15 protein-coding genes are annotated in these 18697 nt (G+C 73.3%); 2 read left to right on the plus strand and 13 right to left on the minus strand.

Annotation, left to right across the window (positions count from 1 at the left end; genetic code table 11):
* Positions 1-33 precede the first annotated feature (33 nt).
* The 10 genes from D7231_RS20365 to D7231_RS20410 form a co-directional block, all read right to left on the minus strand.
* Entirely contained in the window at positions 34-1599 is a 1566-nt protein-coding gene (locus tag D7231_RS20365) for a GMC family oxidoreductase (RefSeq protein ID WP_120756912.1), read from the minus strand.
* A gap of 72 nt (positions 1600-1671) precedes the next feature.
* Positions 1672-3180, minus strand: a complete 1509-nt coding sequence (locus D7231_RS20370) for an aldehyde dehydrogenase family protein (RefSeq protein WP_120756913.1) — start codon at positions 3178-3180, stop codon at positions 1672-1674.
* 127 nt (positions 3181-3307) lie between these two features.
* Positions 3308-4264 carry a hypothetical protein gene (locus D7231_RS36215; RefSeq protein ID WP_147449766.1) on the minus strand — a complete coding sequence of 319 codons (957 nt, stop codon included), beginning with the start codon at positions 4262-4264 and terminating at the stop codon, positions 3308-3310.
* A 13-nt stretch (positions 4265-4277) separates the two neighbouring features.
* A complete protein-coding gene (locus tag D7231_RS20380) occupies positions 4278-4877 on the minus strand; it encodes a hypothetical protein (RefSeq protein ID WP_120756915.1) in 600 nt (199 codons plus the stop codon).
* Positions 4874-6523, minus strand: coding sequence for a hypothetical protein (locus D7231_RS20385; protein WP_120756916.1), 1650 nt, complete (start codon positions 6521-6523; stop codon positions 4874-4876). Before D7231_RS20385 ends, D7231_RS20380 begins: the two co-directional genes overlap by 4 nt.
* A gap of 285 nt (positions 6524-6808) precedes the next feature.
* The gene (locus D7231_RS20390) at positions 6809-7798 is read right to left on the minus strand and encodes a malate dehydrogenase (protein ID WP_120756917.1); all 990 of its coding nucleotides are present in this window, start codon (positions 7796-7798) and stop codon (positions 6809-6811) included.
* Between the two features lie 181 nt (positions 7799-7979).
* A complete protein-coding gene (locus tag D7231_RS20395; RefSeq protein WP_338419868.1) occupies positions 7980-9167 on the minus strand; it encodes a helix-turn-helix domain-containing protein in 1188 nt (395 codons plus the stop codon).
* A gap of 410 nt (positions 9168-9577) precedes the next feature.
* Positions 9578-10804, minus strand: coding sequence for an NADP-dependent isocitrate dehydrogenase (locus D7231_RS20400; RefSeq protein WP_120756919.1), 1227 nt, complete (start codon positions 10802-10804; stop codon positions 9578-9580).
* Between the two features lie 151 nt (positions 10805-10955).
* Positions 10956-11384, minus strand: coding sequence for a DUF3017 domain-containing protein (locus D7231_RS20405; protein ID WP_120756920.1), 429 nt, complete (start codon positions 11382-11384; stop codon positions 10956-10958).
* 136 nt (positions 11385-11520) lie between these two features.
* Positions 11521-12390, minus strand: a complete 870-nt coding sequence (locus D7231_RS20410; protein ID WP_120756921.1) for a bifunctional methylenetetrahydrofolate dehydrogenase/methenyltetrahydrofolate cyclohydrolase — start codon at positions 12388-12390, stop codon at positions 11521-11523.
* A 251-nt stretch (positions 12391-12641) separates the two neighbouring features.
* On the opposite strand from D7231_RS20410, the gene D7231_RS20415 reads away from it, so the two are divergent.
* Positions 12642-13244, plus strand: coding sequence for a hypothetical protein (locus D7231_RS20415; RefSeq protein ID WP_120756922.1), 603 nt, complete (start codon positions 12642-12644; stop codon positions 13242-13244).
* Positions 13245-13328: 84 nt separating this feature from the next.
* Here D7231_RS20415 and purH read toward each other — a convergent pair whose 3' ends face one another.
* Complete coding sequence (purH, locus tag D7231_RS20420; protein WP_199739424.1) at positions 13329-14879, minus strand: bifunctional phosphoribosylaminoimidazolecarboxamide formyltransferase/IMP cyclohydrolase; 1551 nt, start codon at positions 14877-14879, stop codon at positions 13329-13331.
* An 11-nt stretch (positions 14880-14890) separates the two neighbouring features.
* Complete coding sequence (gene purN, locus D7231_RS20425) at positions 14891-15532, minus strand: phosphoribosylglycinamide formyltransferase (protein WP_120756924.1); 642 nt, start codon at positions 15530-15532, stop codon at positions 14891-14893.
* A gap of 320 nt (positions 15533-15852) precedes the next feature.
* Here purN and D7231_RS36565 point away from each other — a divergent pair, with 320 nt between their 5' ends.
* The gene (locus tag D7231_RS36565; protein ID WP_158673788.1) at positions 15853-16614 is read left to right on the plus strand and encodes a hypothetical protein; all 762 of its coding nucleotides are present in this window, start codon (positions 15853-15855) and stop codon (positions 16612-16614) included.
* 2 nt (positions 16615-16616) lie between these two features.
* On the opposite strand, the gene D7231_RS20440 is transcribed toward D7231_RS36565, so the two are convergent.
* On the minus strand, positions 16617-18584 hold the full coding sequence (locus tag D7231_RS20440) for a cell division protein PerM (RefSeq protein WP_147449767.1): 1968 nt from the start codon (positions 18582-18584) through the stop codon (positions 16617-16619).
* Positions 18585-18697: the final 113 nt, after the last annotated feature.

Below are 18697 nucleotides of genomic sequence, written 5' to 3' on the forward strand. Positions count from 1 at the left end.
CGGTGGTATCGCCGGTGCCGGCGCTATTGCCGTTCATCGGGAGTCACCCCCGGTGCCGGGGCCTGCCACAAGCATCTCCGCGCACTTCTCCCCCACCATCAGGACTCCGATCATCGGGTTCACCGCGGGCATCGTCGGGAAGACGGAAGCGTCCGCGATGCGGATGTTCTCCAGGCCGCGGATGCGCAGCTCGGGGTCGACGACGGCGAGTGCGTCGTCGGCGGCACCCATGCGGCAGGTGCCCGCGGGGTGGTAGACGGTGTGCGCGGCCTTGCGGACGAGCTCGCTGATCTCGGCGTCCTCGGTGACGTCCGGCCCGGGGAAGACCTCGCGCTTGAGCCACTTCTTGAACGGCTCCGCCTTCGCGACCTCGCGGGCGAGCTTGATGCCGTCGACGAGGGTGCGGCCGTCGTAGTCGCTCTCGTCCTCGAAGTAGCGGAAGTCGAGGGCGGGCTTGGCCTCGGGGTCGGCCGAGGTGAGGTAGAGGCGGCCGCGGGCGCGGGACTTGGGGATGTTGGGGGTCATGGACACGCCGTGCTCGGGGCGCTCGTAGCCCAGCCGCTCGGGGTTGTCCGTGAACGGGATCTGGTAGAAGTGGAACATCAGGTCGGGGCCCTGGTGCTCCGGGTCGCGCTTGATGAACAGGCCCGCGTCGGAGTCCATCGCGGAGTTGCCCGGGAGGGGTCCGTTCGTCTCCCAGACGATGACCGACTCGGGGTGGTCGATGAGGTTCTCGCCGACGCCCGGCAGGTCGAGCACGCAGGGTATGCCGAGCGCTTCGAGGTCCTTCTCCGGGCCGATGCCGGAGTGCATCAGCAGCCGGGGCGTGTCGACGGCGCCCGCGCACACCAGCACCTCGCGGCCGGCCTCGACGTAGATCTCCTCGCCGTCCTTGGTGCGGACGTGGACGCCCTTGGCGCGGGTGCCCTCCAGCTCCAGCTTGTGCGCCCAGGTCTCCAGCATGAGGCGGAGGTTGGGGCGGTCGCCGGCCTCCATGTGGGGGTGGAGGTAGGCGACGGAGGCGGAGGAGCGCTTGTTGTTCTCCGGGTGGTAGGAGAGGTCGAAGAAGCCGACGCCCTCGTCGAAGGGCCGGTCGTTGAAGCCCACGACCTCGGGGACGCCGAGCGCGCTCTTGACGGCCTCGATCCAGTCGGCGGCGATGGCGTTCTGGTCCTTCTTCGCGACCCGCACGATGTTGTTGCGGAGCTTGCCGAAGTAGGGGTCCATGGCCTTCGCGCCCCAGCCGGCGGCGCCCGCGGCCTCCCACTCGTCCCAGTCGGAGGGCAGCGGCTTGAAGGAGATCAGGGTGTTGTGGGAGGAGCAGCCGCCCAGCACCTTGGCCCGGCTGTGCAGGATGTGCGAGTTGCCGCGGGGCTGCTCGGTGGTCGTGTACTCGTAGTCGAGCTCGCCGCCCAGCAGGCCGAGCCACTTGCGCAGCGTCAGCACGTCCTCGCGGTCGATGTCGGACGGGCCGCCCTCGATGACGACGACGGAGGTCGCGGGGTCCTCGGCGAGGCGGGAGGCGATGACCGAGCCGGCGGTGCCGCCGCCGACGACGACGTAGTCAGCGGTGATCTTCTGGGCTTCGACAGGGGGCATGGGGGTGCTCCTCGGGGCAGGAAGGTTCTTCGCTTACGGAATGGGTGCGGTTCGCTTGCGGAAGGGTCCGGCTCAGCCGGCGAACCAGCGCACCGGCTCGGGCGCGAGGTTCTGGTAGATGTGCTTCGCCTCGCGGTATTCGGCCAGGCCGGCGGGGCCGAGCTCGCGGCCGGTGCCGGACTTGCCGAAGCCGCCCCACTCCGCCTGCGGCAGGTAGGGGTGGAAGTCGTTGATCCACACCGTGCCGTGGCGCAGCCGGCCGGCGACGCGGCGGGCGCGGCCCGCGTCCTTGGTCCACACGGCGCCGGCGAGGCCGTACTCGGTGTCGTTGGCCAGGGCGACGGCCTCGTCCTCGGTGCGGAAGGTCTCGACGGTGAGGATCGGCCCGAAGGTCTCCTCGCGGACGACCTTCATGGCACGGTGGCAGCGGTCGAGGACGGTCGGCGCGTAGAAGTAACCGCCCTCCGGGCGGACCTCGTTCGGCTCGGGCTGGGCGCCGCCGCAGCGCAGCTCCGCGCCCTCGGCGAGGGCGGAGGCGACGTACGCCTCGGTCTTGTCGAGCTGCTGCGCGGAGACCAGCGGGCCGCACTCGACGCCTTCCTCGGTGCCCCGGCCGAGGCGGATCTTCCCGGCGCGGCGGGCGAGTTCGGTGACGAAGCGCTCGCGGACGGACTCCTCGATGATGAGGCGGGAGCCGGCCGAGCAGACCTGGCCGCTGTGGATGAACGCGGCGTTGAGGGCCTGGTCGACGGCGGTGTCGAAGTCCTCGTCGGTCGCGCAGGCGTCGGCGAAGACCACGTTGGGGTTCTTGCCGCCGAGTTCGAGGGCCACCTTCTTCACGGTGGGTGCGGCGGCCTGGGCCACCTTGACGCCCGAGGTGAGGCCGCCGGTGAAGGAGACCAGGTCGACGTCGGGGTGCTCGGACAGGCGGGCGCCCACGGGGTCGCCCGCGCCGGTGACGAGGTTGCCCACGCCGTCCGGGAGGCCGGCCTCCGCCAGGAGCTTCATCATCAGCACGGTGGACAGCGGGGTGACCTCGCTGGGCTTGATGACGAAGGTGTTGCCCGCGGCCAGCGCGGGGGCGACCTTCCAGCTGGCCTGGAGCAGCGGGTAGTTCCAGGGGGTGATCAGCGCGCAGACGCCGACCGGCTCGTGGACGACGATGCTGTGCAGGGTGTCCGAGCCCGCGTCGACGACGCGGCCGGCGCCCTCGCCGATGACGAGGTCGGCGAAGTAGCGGAAGGCGTCGGTGACGCAGTCGACGTCGATGCGGCCCTCTTCGAGGGTCTTGCCGGTGTCCCGGCTCTCGGTCAGCGCGATCTCCTCGCGGTCGCGCTGGAGGAGGTCCGCGACGCGGCGCAGCAGCGCCGCCCGCTCGGCCACGGGCGTGCGCGGCCAGGCGCCCTGACCGCCGTCGAAGGCGCGGCGGGCCGCGGCGACGGCGGCGTCCGTGTCGTCGGCGCCGCCCTCGGAGACCACGGCGAGGGTCTTGGCGTCCGCGGGGTCGAGCACCTCCCGCTGGGCGCCGGACGCGGCGGCACGCCACACCCCGTCGATGTGGATGGTCTCGGCTGACGACATGTTCTTCTCTGCCTTCCGGTTCCTGGACGGTCCCGCTGCCGCCGGGCAGGGCGCTCGGGCGGCAACGGGACGCGCCTAACCAAAAGGCGAAAAGCTATGCCTCATTCTTTACAAAGAGTGACACGGGTCACTGAGCGTCGCTGCTCGCGCAGTAGCCGGAAGGGCAGAACGAGCCCAGCAGCACCCGGAAGATCTCCTGGTGACGCGTCCACTCGTCGTCCGGCCCGGCGACCAGCAGGGCGTACTGCCGGCGGTCGGGGCCGGTGAACGCACGGTCGACAACGCGCCGCACGCTCCCGTCCGGCCGGACGTAGGTGTACGCCAGCTCGGCGGCACCCGCCGAGGGGGCGTTCTCCTGCGTCAGCCACAGCTTGCGGTAGCCCTTGTTGCGGGCCACCGCCCGCTCAGTCTCCTCCAGGGACGCGTACGGCGTCGGTTCCGGTCCGGTGAGCGTGAACACCTGGATCAGGCTGCTGCCGTCCGCCTGCTTGTAGAAGACGCTGGCGCCCTCCTCGCTGCGCTCCCAGCCCGACGGCACGTCGGCGCGGAAGCCGGCCGCGTCCCGCGTGCGCTCGAAGCCGGCGGGGGCGGACGCTGCGCTGCCCAGGAAGGGGGTGACCGGGGGGCTCGTGCTGTAACCGCCCGGGAAACCACCGCTGAAGCCGCCGGTGGTCGTCCCTGTGGAACCCGTAGTGCCCGTGCTGCCCGTGCTGCCCGTGCTGCCCGTCACGCCCGTCGTCGTGCCGGACGTCGACGATCCGTCATAGCTGTACGACGGCCCGGGCGTCGGCAGTCCGCTCACGCTCGGCCCCGGTGAAGGGCCCCCGCGCCCGCCCGTGTCCGTACCGTCGTCCCGCAGCATGGCCCAGGCGCCGACGCCCAGGCCGCCCGCGAGGACCACGCCCGCCAGCGCGCCGGCCAGGATCGCCGCGTGCGACGGCCCTTCGGGCAGGCCGTCCGGCGGGCCCGGCAGCAGACGGACCTCGGTCTCCTCGCCGTCGTACGGTTCGTCGTCCGCGCGCGGCCCGCGCCCCGGCGGGTCGTCCGCCACCCATTGCTGGAGATCCGCGTCCCAGCGGCTCATGCGCCCCGCCCCCTCACGCCAGCAGCCGGCCGGCCGCATCGGCGACCGCGGCCGCCGAGGCCAGACCGCCGACGGCCGTGGCTCCGCTGGTCAGCAGGGCCCGCAGCCGCACCAGGCGGCCGCGCTGCGTACGGCCCGTGCGGCGCGCCTCCGCCTCCAGGCCCGCGAGCTCGTCGCCGACCGCGTCGACGCCGTCGCCCTCGGACCGTACGAGCAGGGGCAGTTGCGCGCGCAGGGCCGTGACGGCCTCCAGCAGCTCGGGCGGCACGGCCAGCGCGTCGCGGGAGTCGACGGCCCGCGCCTCCCGGCCCGCGGCGACCGCGCCCCCGGAGAGCTCGCCCACGGCGATGCCGCCGGCGCGGGGCACGTCCGCGGGCACGCTCACGGGCGCGTTGTCGCTTAAGCGTTCGTTCGCGCTGCCGCTCCCTCCGGCGTCCTGACCAGCGTTCTGGCCGGCGTTCTGGCCGGGGTTCTGCCGCCCCGTGCCGCGGTGTTCGGCCTGGGCCCGCTCCCCCGCGGCGACGGCGCCGCCGGTCATCCGCCCGATGGCGATGCCGCCGCCGGTGCCGTTCCCGCCGCCCTTGTGGTCCCCGTGATCCTTGCGATCCGTCATGATCCCCCGTCCTTCGTGGTGTTCCTGGCCTGCGCGCCGCTGCCCGCGGCCACGGCGCCGCCGCTCATCGAGCCGATGAAGACGCCACCCTCACTGACCTGCACGATCTGCTGCTCGAACTGATCGGTCTCGTAGCCCTGGGAGCGCAGGGCGTCCCGTACGCCGCTCGCGATCCGGTCCTGGACCGTCTTCACGTAGCGGCTGATGTCCATCTCCTGGAACAGCGAGATGGAGTGCACCCCGGCGATCTCCCGCACCGAACCGGCGGGCCCGTCCGGGACCGCGCGGCGCGGGTCGGCCAGCCACGTGCGGAAGCCGGCGACGGCCGTGCGGACCGCCGAGACGGCGGACGCGAACCCGGCGGCCGGCGCGGTCAGCAGGGCGCGGGCGCCGTCGCGCAGGATGTCGTCCTCGCCCCGGGAGGCGATCACGTCGACCGCGCGGAACTCCGGCTTGACCGGCATGAGCACGTGCGGCACGACCTCCAGCACCAGCATGCCGCCCTGGGTGTGCACCCTGACCAGCACGGACACGACGACCTGCTCGTCCCACGCGCCCACGCGGACCCGCAGGAAGTAGCGGCGCGCCTCGCCGCCCTCGTCCACGGCCTCGCTCAGGTGCTGCCGGACGACGAGCTCGTCGTAGCGGACCTCGGGCCGGTGCGGGCCCACCGGGAGGTAGACGAACTCCTCGATCTCCAGGTCCTTGAGCCGGTCGCGGCTGGTCGCGGCGGCGGAGTCGCGCAGCGCCTCCAGGCGGGGCCGGATCAGGTCCACGACGGCGCGGGCGGTGAACGCGGGGCGCCCGTCGCCGCTGCCGCCGCCCTTGCTGAGGTCCTTGCCGCCGTTCCCGCCGCTGCGGGGCTTGAGCTCCAGGACGAACGACCACGGCTCGTACGGGCGGCCCATGCCGATGAACGGGCGGGAGGGGTCGTAGATGGTCAGTCCCGCGTACTGCTCGCGGTCGATCGTCGCCGCGATGCGGCGGTGGTGGCGCGAGCGCGGCACCGCGCGGGGGTGGCGGGCGAACGCCTCCCGCCCGAGCTCCAGCCGCATGACGGTGGCGACCCGCGAGCGGTGCATCCACACGGGCAGCACCAGCAGCAGCGGGAAGAGGACGGCCGTCCAGCTGCCCACGCCGTTCAGCAGGGCGACGATGACGGCGATCCAGTAGCCGATCTGGAGCAGGGGCGGGCCGACCGCCCGCAGGGCGCGCAGCGAGACCCGTCCCTTGAGGGCCCGGCGCAGGGTCGACTTGTCGACGGCGTAGACGGCGCTCCCGTGCCCGGCGGCGGCCTGCCCGATCCAGTGCGCCACGCACACCATGGCGTAGATGCCGGCCCACGGAAGCGGCACGTCCGGGAGGCTGTCCGAGTCGCTCACGAACCCGGAGGCGAAGAACGCGGCCCATAAGCAGGCCAGCAGCACCGCCGTGAGCACGTCCTGCGTACGCGCCCGCAGCGCGTGGGTGAGCACCGGCACGACGTCGATCCCCAGCGACGGCGCGATCGGCCGCTCCTCGTGCTCCACCAGCTCCTCGATGACGCGCCGGCGGAAGCCGAGGTCGAGGTAGGCCCCCGCGCACAGCAGCCGGGTGGCTTCGCTCCGCGCGTCCGGCCTGGTGGCACCGGTACCGGCCGTTGTCACCGGCGCGGACGACTTGGCCTGATCAGTTCTTGCGGATCCTGTGGATAACGTCACGAACTCTCCGATCGTCGAACTCACCTGCGAAGAGGCAGGAGTTGACGGCTTGTCGGAGAACTCACAATAAGCCAATCCGCTTCTCGCGAACCCCTCCTTGCACCCGAATGGCGGGCCGAAAAACGACCCCGTACGGGCGTACCGCGGAACGTCTGTGCGCGAAAAACGGGAGTGCCCCGGCAGCTGTTGCTGCCGGGGCACTCCCGTGGAAGGCCTTGCGGGCCGGACCGGTCAGATGAGGCCGAGGGCGCGGACGGCGTCGCGCTCCTCCACCAGCTCCTGGACCGAGGCGTCGATGCGGGCGCGGGAGAACTCGTTGATCTCCAGGCCCTGGACGATCTCGTACTTGCCGTCCTTCGTGGTGACGGGGAAGGACGAGATGATGCCCTCGGGGACGCCGTAGGAGCCGTCCGACGGGATGCCCATGGAGGTCCAGTCGCCGTCGGCGGTGCCGTTGACCCAGGTGTGGACGTGGTCGATCGCGGCGTTGGCAGCGGAGGCGGCCGAGGACGCGCCACGGGCCTCGATGATGGCCGCGCCGCGCTTGGCGACGGTCGGGATGAAGGTGTCGGCGAGCCAGGCCTCGTCGTTCACGACCTCGGCGGCGTTCTTGCCGGCGACGTCGGCGTGGAAGACGTCCGGGTACTGGGTGGCCGAGTGGTTGCCCCAGATCGTCAGGCGCTTGATGTCGGAGACGGCGACGCCGGTCTTCTTCGCCAGCTGCGAGATCGCGCGGTTGTGGTCCAGGCGGGTCATCGCGGTGAAGCGCTCGGCCGGGACGTCCGGCGCGGCGGCCTGGGCGATGAGGGCGTTGGTGTTGGCCGGGTTGCCGACGACGAGGACCTTGATGTCGTCCGCGGCGTGGTCGTTGATGGCCTTGCCCTGCGGCTTGAAGATGCCGCCGTTGGCCTCCAGCAGGTCACCGCGCTCCATGCCCTTGGTGCGCGGGCGGGCGCCGACCAGCAGCGCGACGTTCGCGCCCGCGAAGGCGACGTTCGGGTCGTCGGTGATGTCGATGCCGCGCAGCAGCGGGAAGGCGCAGTCGTCGAGCTCCATGGCGGTGCCCTCGGCGGCCTTCAGGCCCTGCGGGATCTCCAGCAGGCGCAGCTTGACCGGCACGTCCGCGCCGAGGAGCTGACCGGAGGCGATGCGGAAGAGCAGCGCGTAGCCGATCTGGCCGGCTGCACCGGTGACGGTGACATTGACGGGAGTGCGGGTCATGGCGATCTCCTGCTGCGAACTGGGGTGGGTGTCCCTGCCCATGATGTTCGGATCTCTCTCGGTATCAAGAGATCCGGCGTCAGGCTATCCGACCCGGCACGCTCCGAACCCCCGGCCCGGTGTGGGACGCCTCACCGTGCCGTGGCCGGACCCGCTCCGGGGCCGCGGGCGGGACCCCGCCCTACCCCGCCGCGGGCGTCCCCCGGGGCGTCGTGCAGCCCTTGGCGCCCGTGGTCAGCGTCGCGCAAGCCTTCGCCTTGCCCGGTTCGGAGACCGCGACCATCGGCGTGTAGCCGTCGGCGTCGCGCACGACCTTGCCGGACTCCGTACGGGCGGGCGCGCCGCCGTCCGCGGCCGCGTCTATCCGGACGGCGTCGCCCGGGACGGCTTGCGTTATCCGCGCCCAGGCCGCGCCGCACACCTGGCTGTAGCGGACCTCGACGTACGACGTGCCGACGGTCGCGGAGCCGGCGGTCGTCGCCCTGCCGCCGCCGCACCCCATGGCCTCGGGGTCCTTGCCGCCGCACTCCGCGCCCGTGCACTTCACCCCGGCGGGCAGGACGGCGGAGGGAGAGGCGGGCGGCGCCACCGGGCCGGACCCGGAGTCCGTGCCGTCCCCCACGCCCAGCAGCAGGACCGCCGCCGCGACGACGAGCAGGGCGCCCACGACGCCGGTGACGAAGAGGGCCGCCCGGCGGCGCGCCGGGGGGCCGTCGGCCGGGATGGCGTTCGCCCGGTAGTCGGGCGGCTGAGCCGACCGCGGGACGGCCTGCGGCCCCTGGGCCGGGCCGGAAGAGCCGGACGAGTCGGAGGGGCGGCCGGAAGAGCCGGAAGGGCCAGGGGGGCCGGAGGCGCCGGAAGGGGCCGGGGAGCCGCCGGGCCCCGCAGCACCCGAAGCGCCCGCAGCGCCCGCCGCCCCCGAAGCGCTCTCCTCCTCCGTCGCCCGCCGCGCCGCCTCGTGGCACAGCGGCTCCGAGATGACCGCCCCCGGCTGCCCGTCGGCCCGGGAGGCCTGCACCGCGCCCTGCACCGGCCCCGGGCCCGCGGCCTGCGTCATACTCTCCGGCGGCCCGAACTCGCCCAGCGCGGCCCGCGCCCGGGCGATCCGCGCCGACTCCAGCGTCGAGTCGTGCCGCAGCTCGCTCCGGCTCCACGCCCGATCGGCCAGCTCCCACATCGTGCTCAGGTGGACCACGTCGGTCCCGGTCGCCTCGGCGAGCGCCTCCGCGGCCCCCAGCGGCGGCAGCAGCCGCCCGCCGAGATAGCGCTCCCACGACGTCTTGCTGTATCCGGTGCGGTCCGCGACGGCGCCGACGCTCAGCCCGCTGCGCTCCACGAGTCTGCGCAGTTGTTCGGTGAATTCGCGCACTTCCGGGTCCAGTTCCTCCGGTAGCGCCCTCCAACGAGGCATTGCACTCCCCTGTCCCCCGATACGTACGGGTTCGTCGTCCCGTTCCGTGACCCCTGCCGTGACGTGCTGTGGCGCGGCGCCCCATCCGCAGCCACCGGTGCTGGCTACCCAGGGGGATGCCGCAATCCAGCATGGCAGTTCCCATGGGCGGGGCGCATCGTGGCATTTGGGTTAATCAGGGGCCACGCCCCGCGCCCTTGTCACATCTGCTGCACAACTGATACGGGACGGCGAAATCGTCGCGGATCCGTCACCTCCCCGCCACAGCGGGCTTGAAGATCTTGAAACCGGAACATCGGTTCAAGATCCTCTTAACCGGGCGGTGGCCGGTCCTCCCACGGGGGTGGAGGACCGGTCACCGCGGCCGCTCACACGGCCGCCGGCGCCGGCTTCCGCCGCAGGTTCGCGTCGAGGGCCGCGAGGAACTCCTCGGTGGTCAGCCAGGGACTCTCCGCCCCGACGAGCAACGCCAGGTCCTTAGTCATCTGCCCGCCCTCCACCGTCTCGATGCACACCCGCTCCAGAGACTGCGCAAACGTGGTGACATCGGGCGTACCGTCCAGCCTGCCGCGGTGGGCCAGGGCCCGGGTCCAGGCGAAGACGGAGGCGATCGGATTGGTGGAGGTCGCCTTGCCCTGCTGGTGGCGGCGATAGTGGCGGGTGACGGTGCCGTGCGCGGCCTCGGCCTCCAGCGTGCGGCCGTCGGGCGTCATCAGGACCGAGGTCATCAGGCCGAGCGAGCCGAAGCCCTGCGCGACGGCGTCGGACTGGACGTCGCCGTCGTAGTTCTTGCAGGCCCACACGTAGCCGCCGGGCCACTTCAGCGCGGACGCGACCATGTCGTCGATGAGCCGGTGCTCGTACGTCAGCCCGGCCCGCTCGAACTCCGCCCGGAACTCGGCGTCGAAGACCTCCTGGAAGAGGTCCTTGAACCGGCCGTCGTACTTCTTCAGGATCGTGTTCTTGGTGGACATGTAGACCGGGTAGCCGCGGTCCAGGCCGTAGCGGAACGAGGCGCGCGCGAAGTCGCGGATCGACGCGTCCAGGTTGTACATCGACAGGGCGACCCCGGGGCCCGGGAAGTCGAAGACCTTCAGCTCGACGGGGTCCGAGCCGTCCGCCGGGGTGAAGGTCATGGTGAGCGTGCCCGCGCCGGGGACCTTCAGGTCGGTCGCGCGGTACTGGTCGCCGAAGGCGTGGCGGCCGACGACGATGGGCTTCGTCCAGCCGGGGACGAGCCGCGGCACGTTCGCCATGATGATCGGCTCGCGGAAGATCACACCGCCGAGGATGTTGCGGATGGTGCCGTTGGGCGAGGGGTACATCGCCTTGAGGCCGAACTCCTCGACCCGCGCCTCGTCCGGCGTGATCGTCGCGCACTTCACGCCGACGCCGTGCTCCAGGATGGCGTGCGCGGCGTCGGCGGTCACCTGGTCGCCCGTGGCGTCGCGGTTCTCGATGCCCAGGTCGAAGTACTTCAGGTCGATGTCGAGGTGAGGCAGGATCAGCCGGTCCTTGATGGACCGCCAGATGATCCGGGTCATCTCGTCGCCGTCGAGCTCGACGACCGGGCCGACTACCTTGATCTTGGCCATGACGGGGACCGTCCCTCTCGCGGGCAGCGCCGGCCCTTCCCCGCCCGTGGGGCAGGAAAGGGATCACCTCGTCATCAAGCTACTCGAAATCGGGCAAACGCGGTCACGTCTGGACCGTGCGACCGCGTGACCGTGTCTTCGGGGTCCGGGGCTAGACCGTGAAGTGGAGGACGTCCTCCAGGAACGGCACCTTCAGCCACGGGTGCGGCTGCGCCATCAGGGACAGCAGCAGGATCGCCGCACCCAGCCCGCCGTACGTGATCATGTCCGTGAACCGTGACCGCACGGCCAGCATGCCCACGGACGGCAGCGCCCAGCGCAGCACCGCGCCGCCGATCATCGCCAGCCCGATGAGCAGCGTCCCGACCCGGAACGCGTCGAAGGCGACGATCAGCAGCCCGAGCCCGGTCACGCCCATGACCGCGAGCAGCGGCCACTGGCGCGCCGGCGCCGGCGCGTCCCCGGGGGCGGCGCGCCCGCCGCCCTCGGGGCGGGCGGTGTCCCGCGTGAGCTGGAACCGCCGGCCACGGCCGGCGCCCGGCTCCTGCCGGGGCTCACCGGCCCCGGCGGTCCCGTTCACCCCGGCCGGCCCACCGGTCCCGGCCGGTGCGGCCGCGCCGTTGGACCCCGCCGCACCGCCGGACCCGGCTGCTCCGTCAGATCCCGCCGCGCCGTTGGACCCGGCGGGTCCGCCCGGCCCGGCCGACCCGGCAGACTCAGCCCGCATGCCCGCCGCCGGCGGCACGCTCCGCGGCCTCCACCACGTTGACCAGCAGCAGGGCCCGGGTCATCGGGCCGACGCCGCCCGGGTTCGGGGAGACCCAGCCGGCGACCTTGGCGACCGCCGGGTCCACATCGCCCATGATCTTGCCGTCGCCGTCGCGGCTGACGCCGACGTCCAGCACGGCCGCGCCGGGCTTGATGTCCTCCGGCTTGATCAGGTGGCCCACGCCCGCCGCGGCGACGACGATGTCGGCCTGGCGCAGCTGCGCGGAGAGGTCACGGGTGCCGGTGTGGCAGAGGGTGACCGTGGCGTTCTCGGTCCGGCGGGTCAGCAGCAGGCCGATCGAGCGGCCGACGGTGATGCCGCGGCCGACGACGACGACGTGCGCGCCGTTGAGCTCCACGTCATGGCGGCGCAGCAGCTCGATGATGCCGTTGGGGGTGCAGGGCAGCGGGCCGGGCTCGTTCAGCACGAGGCGGCCGAGGCTCATGGGGTGCAGGCCGTCGGCGTCCTTGGCCGGGTCCATGAGCTCCAGGACGCGGTTGGTGTCAATACCCTTGGGAAGGGGGAGTTGGACGATGTAACCGGTGCACTCGGGGTTGTCGTTGAGCTCGCGGACGACCGCCTCGATCTCCTCCTGCGTGGCCGTGTCCGGCAGTTCGCGCTGGATGGACGCGATGCCGACCTCGGCACAGTCGCGGTGCTTGCCGGCCACGTACCACTTGCTGCCGGGGTCGTCGCCGACGAGGAGGGTGCCGAGACCGGGCTGGACGCCGCGGGCCTTCAGCGCCTCCACGCGCGCCGTGAGTTCGGACTTGATCGCTGCTGCCGTGGCCTTGCCATCGAGAATCTGGGCGGTCATGACACCATCCTCCCGGATGGGGCGGCCATGGTTCCAATCAGGGCGGCCCGCAGTTGGTGACGAATTCGCACCGGTTATTACCGGGAGCCCCTGCGGTCCCGCCGATACGGGTATCGGCTGGACAAATGTCACAGCCCCGATAACGATGATCCGCGTGCCGTGGGCGAAAAACGGGGGCGAGCCGCCGACACAACTCTCCTCCGAATGCCCGCGCCGTCCCCGCACGACAGCAACGGAGGAAATAGCCAGCCATGAGCTTCGGCGATCAGAACAACCCGTACGGCGCGCCCCAGCAGGCGCCCGGTTACGGCTATCCGCAGCAGCCCCAGGGCGCCCAGCCCGGCCAGCCCTACGCCGCCTACCCGCAGGGCCAGGGCGGCTACGCCGGCGCGCCGCAGGGCCCGCAGGTGATGCCGGGCGTCACCAAGGCGGCCCGCATCATGCTGTACGCGATCGCCGCGGTGCACGTGATCGTGGCGGGCCTGTGCGTCGCCGCGGTCGCGGCGATCAGTGACGCGAAGAAGACCCACGGCGGCGGTTCGGTGACCACCGCTCAGGGCGACACCGTGGATGCCGACACGGTCTTCGACGCCGGAAAGGGCGTTTTCGCGTTCCTGGCCGCGCTGGCCGTGATCTTTGCGATCCTCGGCATCATTCTCGCGGTGCGCTACGCCAAGGGCGGCAATGGCGTCCGCGTCGGCTCGATCGTCTACGCGGCGTTCGGCATCATCAGCGGCCTGGTCTGCATCATCTTCTACGGGATCGGCATCCTCGGTCTGATCCTGTCGATCCTGGTGATCGTCTTCGCGGCCAAGCAGGCCTCGAACGAGTGGTTCCGCCGTCCGCGCTTCTGAGCCGGCGGCCCCGGAGGCCCGTACCCGCGCACTGCGGGTACGGGCCTCCTGCCGTTCCTGGGGAAGAGTCCTAGTGGACGATTCCTAGTGGAAGAAGTGCCGCGTGCCCGTGAAGTACATGGTCACGCCCGCCGCCTTCGCGGCCTCCACGACCTGCTCGTCACGGACCGAACCGCCCGGCTGCACCACGGCCTTGACGCCGGCGGCCGTGAGCACCTCCAGCCCGTCCGGGAAGGGGAAGAACGCGTCGGAGGCGGCGTACGAGCCGCGCGCCCGCTCCTCGCCCGCGCGCTGCACCGCGAGCTTCGCGGAGTCGACGCGGTTGACCTGGCCCATGCCGACGCCGACGGTCGCGCCGTCCTTGGCGAGCAGGATGGCGTTGGACTTCACGGCGCGGCAGGCGCGCCAGGCGAAGGCCAGCTCGGCGAGCTCGGCGGCGGGGAGCGCCTCGCCCGTGGCGAGCGTCCAGCTCGCCGGGTCGTCGCCCTCGGCCTGGAGGCGGTCCTTGGTCTGGAGCAGCAGGCCGCCCTCGACGGGCCGCCCCTCGGTGACCGCGCACGGCGCGTCGGCGCAGCGCAGCACGCGGATGTTCTTCTTGCGGGCCAGCACCTCGACGGCGCCGTCCTCGTAGGCCGGGGCGACGATGACCTCGGTGAAGATCTCGGCGACCTGCTCGGCCATGGCGACCGTCACCGGGCGGTTGACGGCGATCACGCCGCCGAACGCGGACAGCGGGTCGCACTCGTGCGCCTTGCGGTGGGCCTCGGCGACGTCCGAACCGGTGGCGATGCCGCACGGGTTGGCGTGCTTGATGATGGCGACGCAGGGGTCGGCGTGGTCGTACGCCGCCCGGCGCGCGGCCTCGGTGTCGACGTAGTTGTTGTAGGACATCTCCTTGCCGTGCAGCTGCTCGGCGTGCGCGAGGCCCTTGCCGGAGGCGTCGGTGTAGAGGGCGGCGGGCTGGTGCGGGTTCTCGCCGTAGCGCAGCACGTTCGCGCGGGTGAAGGTGGCGCCGAAGAAGGCGGGGAAGCCGCTCTCGTCCTCCGCCGCGTAGTCATCGGCGAACCAGCCGGCGACGGCCACGTCGTACGCGGCCGTGTGCCGGAAGGCCTCCGCGGCCAGGCGCTTGCGGGCGGTGAGGTCGAAGCCGCCGTCGGCGACGGCCTTGAGGACGTCCTGGTAGCGGCCGGGGCTGACGACGACGGCCACGGAGGGGTGGTTCTTGGCGGCGGCGCGGACCATCGAGGGGCCGCCGATGTCGATCTGCTCGACGCACTCGTCGGGCGAGGCGCCGGAGGCGACGGTCTCCCGGAACGGGTAGAGGTTGACGACGACCAGCTCGAAGGGCTCGACGCCCAGCTCGGCGAGCTGCTCGCGGTGCGCGTCGAGGCGCTGGTCGGCCAGGATGCCGGCGTGGACGCGCGGGTGCAGCGTCTTCACGCGGCCGTCCAGGCACTCGGGGAAGCCGGTGAGCTCCTCGACCTTGGTGACGGGGACGCCGGCCGCGGTGATCCGGGCGGCCGTGGAGCCGGTGGAGACGAGCTCGACACCGGCCTCGTGCAGACCACGGGCCAGCTCCTCCAGCCCGGTCTTGTCGTAGACGCTGACCAGCGCCCGGCGGATGGGCCGCTTCATACCTTCGGCGGTCACGGAATCCTTACCTTTCGTCCCTCTATGCGGTAGCCGTTACGGGCCAGACGCCCCACGACATCGACGAGCAGCTCGCGCTCGACTTCCTTGATGCGCTCGTGCAGCGCGGATTCGCCTTCCTCTGTGTCCTCTTCCACAACCTCGACCACGCCCTGGGCGATGATCGGGCCGGTGTCGACGCCGTCGTCGACGAAGTGGACGGTGCAGCCGGTCACCTTCACGCCGTACGCGAGCGCGTCGCGCACGCCGTGGGCGCCGGGAAAGCTGGGCAGCAGGGCGGGGTGGGTGTTGACGATGCGCCCGCCGTAGCGCGCGAGGAATTCCTTCCCCACGATCTTCATGAAACCGGCCGAGACGACGAGGTCCGGCTCGTACGCCGCCGTGGCCTCGGCCAGCGCGCGGTCCCAGGCCTCGCGCACCGGGTGGTCCTGAACGCGGCAGACGAAGGTGGGGATCCCGGCGCGCTCGGCCCGCTCCAGGCCGGCGATGCCGTCCCGGTCGGCGCCCACGGCCACGACCCGCGCGCCGTAGCCCTCGGGGTCGGCGGCGATCGCGTCGAGGAGGGCCTGGAGGTTGGTGCCGGAGCCGGAGACGAGGACGACGAGGCGGGCGGGGGGCGCGGGAGGCGGGGAGGCCACGGTGGGGCCCTTTCTCGCGGGCGGAGCGGTCTGTTGGCCGTACTGGATAGCCGTACTGATGGCCGTACGGTGGACAGGGCCGTACGGTTTGTATGGTCGTACGAGACGAGGGTGCCGCGGAATACGGGGGACTCTACGAACCCGCCGACCGCCAGCAACGATACCGGCACACCGAACGGCCCCCGCGGGACGGGGGCGGCCGTGGAAGGTAGCGTCTGGAAGCAGTGCCCGGAAAGCGCGGGTGCCACATGCACGGAATCCGGGCGCGACGCCGTACGTTCGGAGTGCGGTAGACGACACAAGGGGAAGACACACTCCACATGCCGGACCGACGCCGTGACGCGGCTCACCGCCCCTCCCCGTCCCCGGACGAGCAGCGGGACAACCCCTTCGCGCCGCCGCCCGAGGGACAGCCCGACCGGCCGTGGCAGCCGCGCGAGCCGCAGCGGCCGCAGGGCCGGGAGAACGGCGAGGGCGAGGGCGGCAGCGACGGCAACGGCGGCCCGGAAGGCTCCGGGGGCCCCGAAGGACAGCAGCCCCCGGCGTGGGGCAGCCAGTGGAGCAGCCGGCAGCCCGGCCGCCACGACGGCGGCGGCTTCGGCGGCGGCCCGGGCGGCCCCGCGGGCGGGCCCGGCGGCCCGGGCGGAGGCGGCGGCCTGCGCTGGGACCCCACGGACCCCGCCCAGCGGCGCGCCCGCTACGCCCTCCTCGCGGGCATGTGGGGCTTCTTCTTCGCCCTGTTCAGCATCCCGTACGTGGCGCTGCTGCTCGGCGCCCTCTCGGTCTACTGGGGCGTCAGCGCCCTGCGCGCCAAGCCGCGGCCCCAGCGCACCGACGTCGACATCCCGGCGGGCCCGCCGACGCCGGCGCCCGGCGCGTTCAAGCCGCAGACGACGGCGGCGGTGAGCGGCCTGGTGACGGGCGGGCTGGCGCTGGCCATCGTGGCGGCGTCCTTCGCCTTCCGGGTCGTCTACAGCGACTACTACACGTGCGTCGACGACGCCCTGACGCAGAGCTCGCAGCAGGCGTGCGAGCGGCACCTCCCGAAGCAGCTCAGGCCGCTGCTGGGGAACCGGGACTGACCTCAGCGGCGGTCGCGGTTCGCGGCGTCGCGCGGTTCGAAGTCCGGGACGAGACCGCCCCCGGACTCCCGTAGCGCCGCCCAGCGCACCTGCCGCGCCCGCGAGTCGTGCCAGGCCGGCACGACCGTTCCCGCCCGGGCCGCCTTGGGCCGCGCCCCCTTCGGCCGGGCGCGGCGGCCGAACCAGCCCCGCCGCTCCCCCCGGGCCTCCGGCCCGCACGCCGCGGCCGGCGCCGCCGGGAAGGGCGCGGGCGCGGGCCGTACGGGAAGCGCCTCCACCGGGGTGCGGGTGGCGAACGACAGCGTCGGCGTGTCGGCGCAGGCTCCCCGGACGGCGCGGGGCGGCCCGAAGCCCAGCCACGCCCCGACCGCCCGCGCGGCCCGCGCCCCGGTCCACCAGCGCCCGCGGCCGCGCCGCTCGTGCCGTTCCGGACGCACCCGCCGGTGGGCGCCCGCGGGAATCCGTACGGACGACGCCGCGGGGCGTGCGGGCCCCGAAGACCCCGAGGACATCGCGGCCGCGCCCGCCAGGGCGACGGCCCCCACCGGGCGGGCGGGGACGGCGGCGGCGGCCTCCACGGGCCGCTCGACGGGCATGCCGCCCAGCGCGACCCGCCGCCGCAGCCACCGCAGCACCAGCGCCCCCGGCACGCTCACGGCCGCCGTCCAGGCGAGCGCGGCCGCGCCGACGAGCCGGCACGAGGGCCCGAACGTGGCGAGGACGGACGCGCCCAGCGAGCCGCCCGCCGCGTAGGCCAGCAGGGTGACGGCCAGGGCGCAGAAGACGGAGCCGAGGGCGGCGATGCCCGCGGTCTCGCCGGCCCCGCTCCGCGCGAGGTCCGCGGAGCGCCGCGGCACGGCGGCGTAGGCGATGGTCGTCCCGGCCGCGAGGCTCACCGCGGCCGAGGCCGCCAGGGGCAGCGGCTCGGCGGGGCCCGGCGTGGGGAGGATCGCGAAGAGCGGGAAGGACGGCAGCAGCGGGTAGGCCGTGATCCCGAGGGGCGCGACCGCGCCGGCCGTGCCGACGGCGAAGCCCGGCCCGAGCCCGTAGGCCGCCGCCCAGACCACGGCGTTGGGCAGCAGCGCGAGGCACAGCAGCAGCACCGCGGCGCGGCCCGACCAGGCCGCCGTGATCTGGAGGAGGGACTCGCGGGCGGCGCCGGCGTGGACGGCGAGGGAGCCCGCGAGGAGGACGGCGGCGCCGCTGAGCAGGACGACGGTGCCGGCCGCCGCGGCACCGGCGGCCGCCGCGACCCGGTCCCGGGTGAACCAGCCCCGCAGCCGTGCGGGGACGGTGGCGAGCGCGCGGCGCACGAACGGCGGCGGGGTCCCGTAGGGGAAGCCCAGGGCGGCCCACGTCCCGGCGGCCACGGACACGCCCGCGACGACCGGCACGTGCAGCAGGGCGCTCAGCGGCTCGACGTGCACGGGGCCGGAGGAGGCGTAGACGGCGGCGCACACGGCGACGAGCAGGTAGCCGCCGAGGAGGGTCAGGGCGGCCCTGCGCGGGGCGGGCCCGGGGAGGGCGGGCCGGGGGGCGGCGGCCGGCTCCTCGATGTCCAGCAGCATGACGTCCGGGTACGGAGTCCCGTCCTCTTCGTCCGCGGCCTCGTCCGGCCCTTCCAGGGCGTGCCGCGCGGCGCGGTAGAGCAGCCAGCAGGGCAGGACGGTCAGCAGCATCGGCGTGAGGCCGATCGGGGCGGGCGCCCCGGTGAGGGTGTCCGTGCGGACGAGGTCGGCGCCGTGCGCGAGCAGCCACAGGCCGGCGGCGGAGCGCAGGGCCTCGCCCGCGCCGCCGTCCGGGTACGGCGAGGTGATCCACAGCAGCAGGACGACCACGGCCAGCGCCCCGAGCCCCAGGCCCGCGGCGATCGCCCCGCCGACGAACACCGTTCCCGCAGGTGGCGGCGCGCTTACGGCGGGCCGGCCGGGCGCGGGCAACGGCGGGCTGTGCTCGGCATCTCGGGTCACATGGTCATGCTGCCAAGAACACGGCTTTCGTTCGGGTAGCGGGTAAATGACCGTCGTGTCGCTTTTGATACCCGGATAAACCTATTTGACGGAGATTGACCTCAATGGCCGGG

The organism is Streptomyces klenkii, from assembly GCF_003626645.1.
Lineage (GTDB): Bacteria > Actinomycetota > Actinomycetes > Streptomycetales > Streptomycetaceae > Streptomyces > Streptomyces klenkii.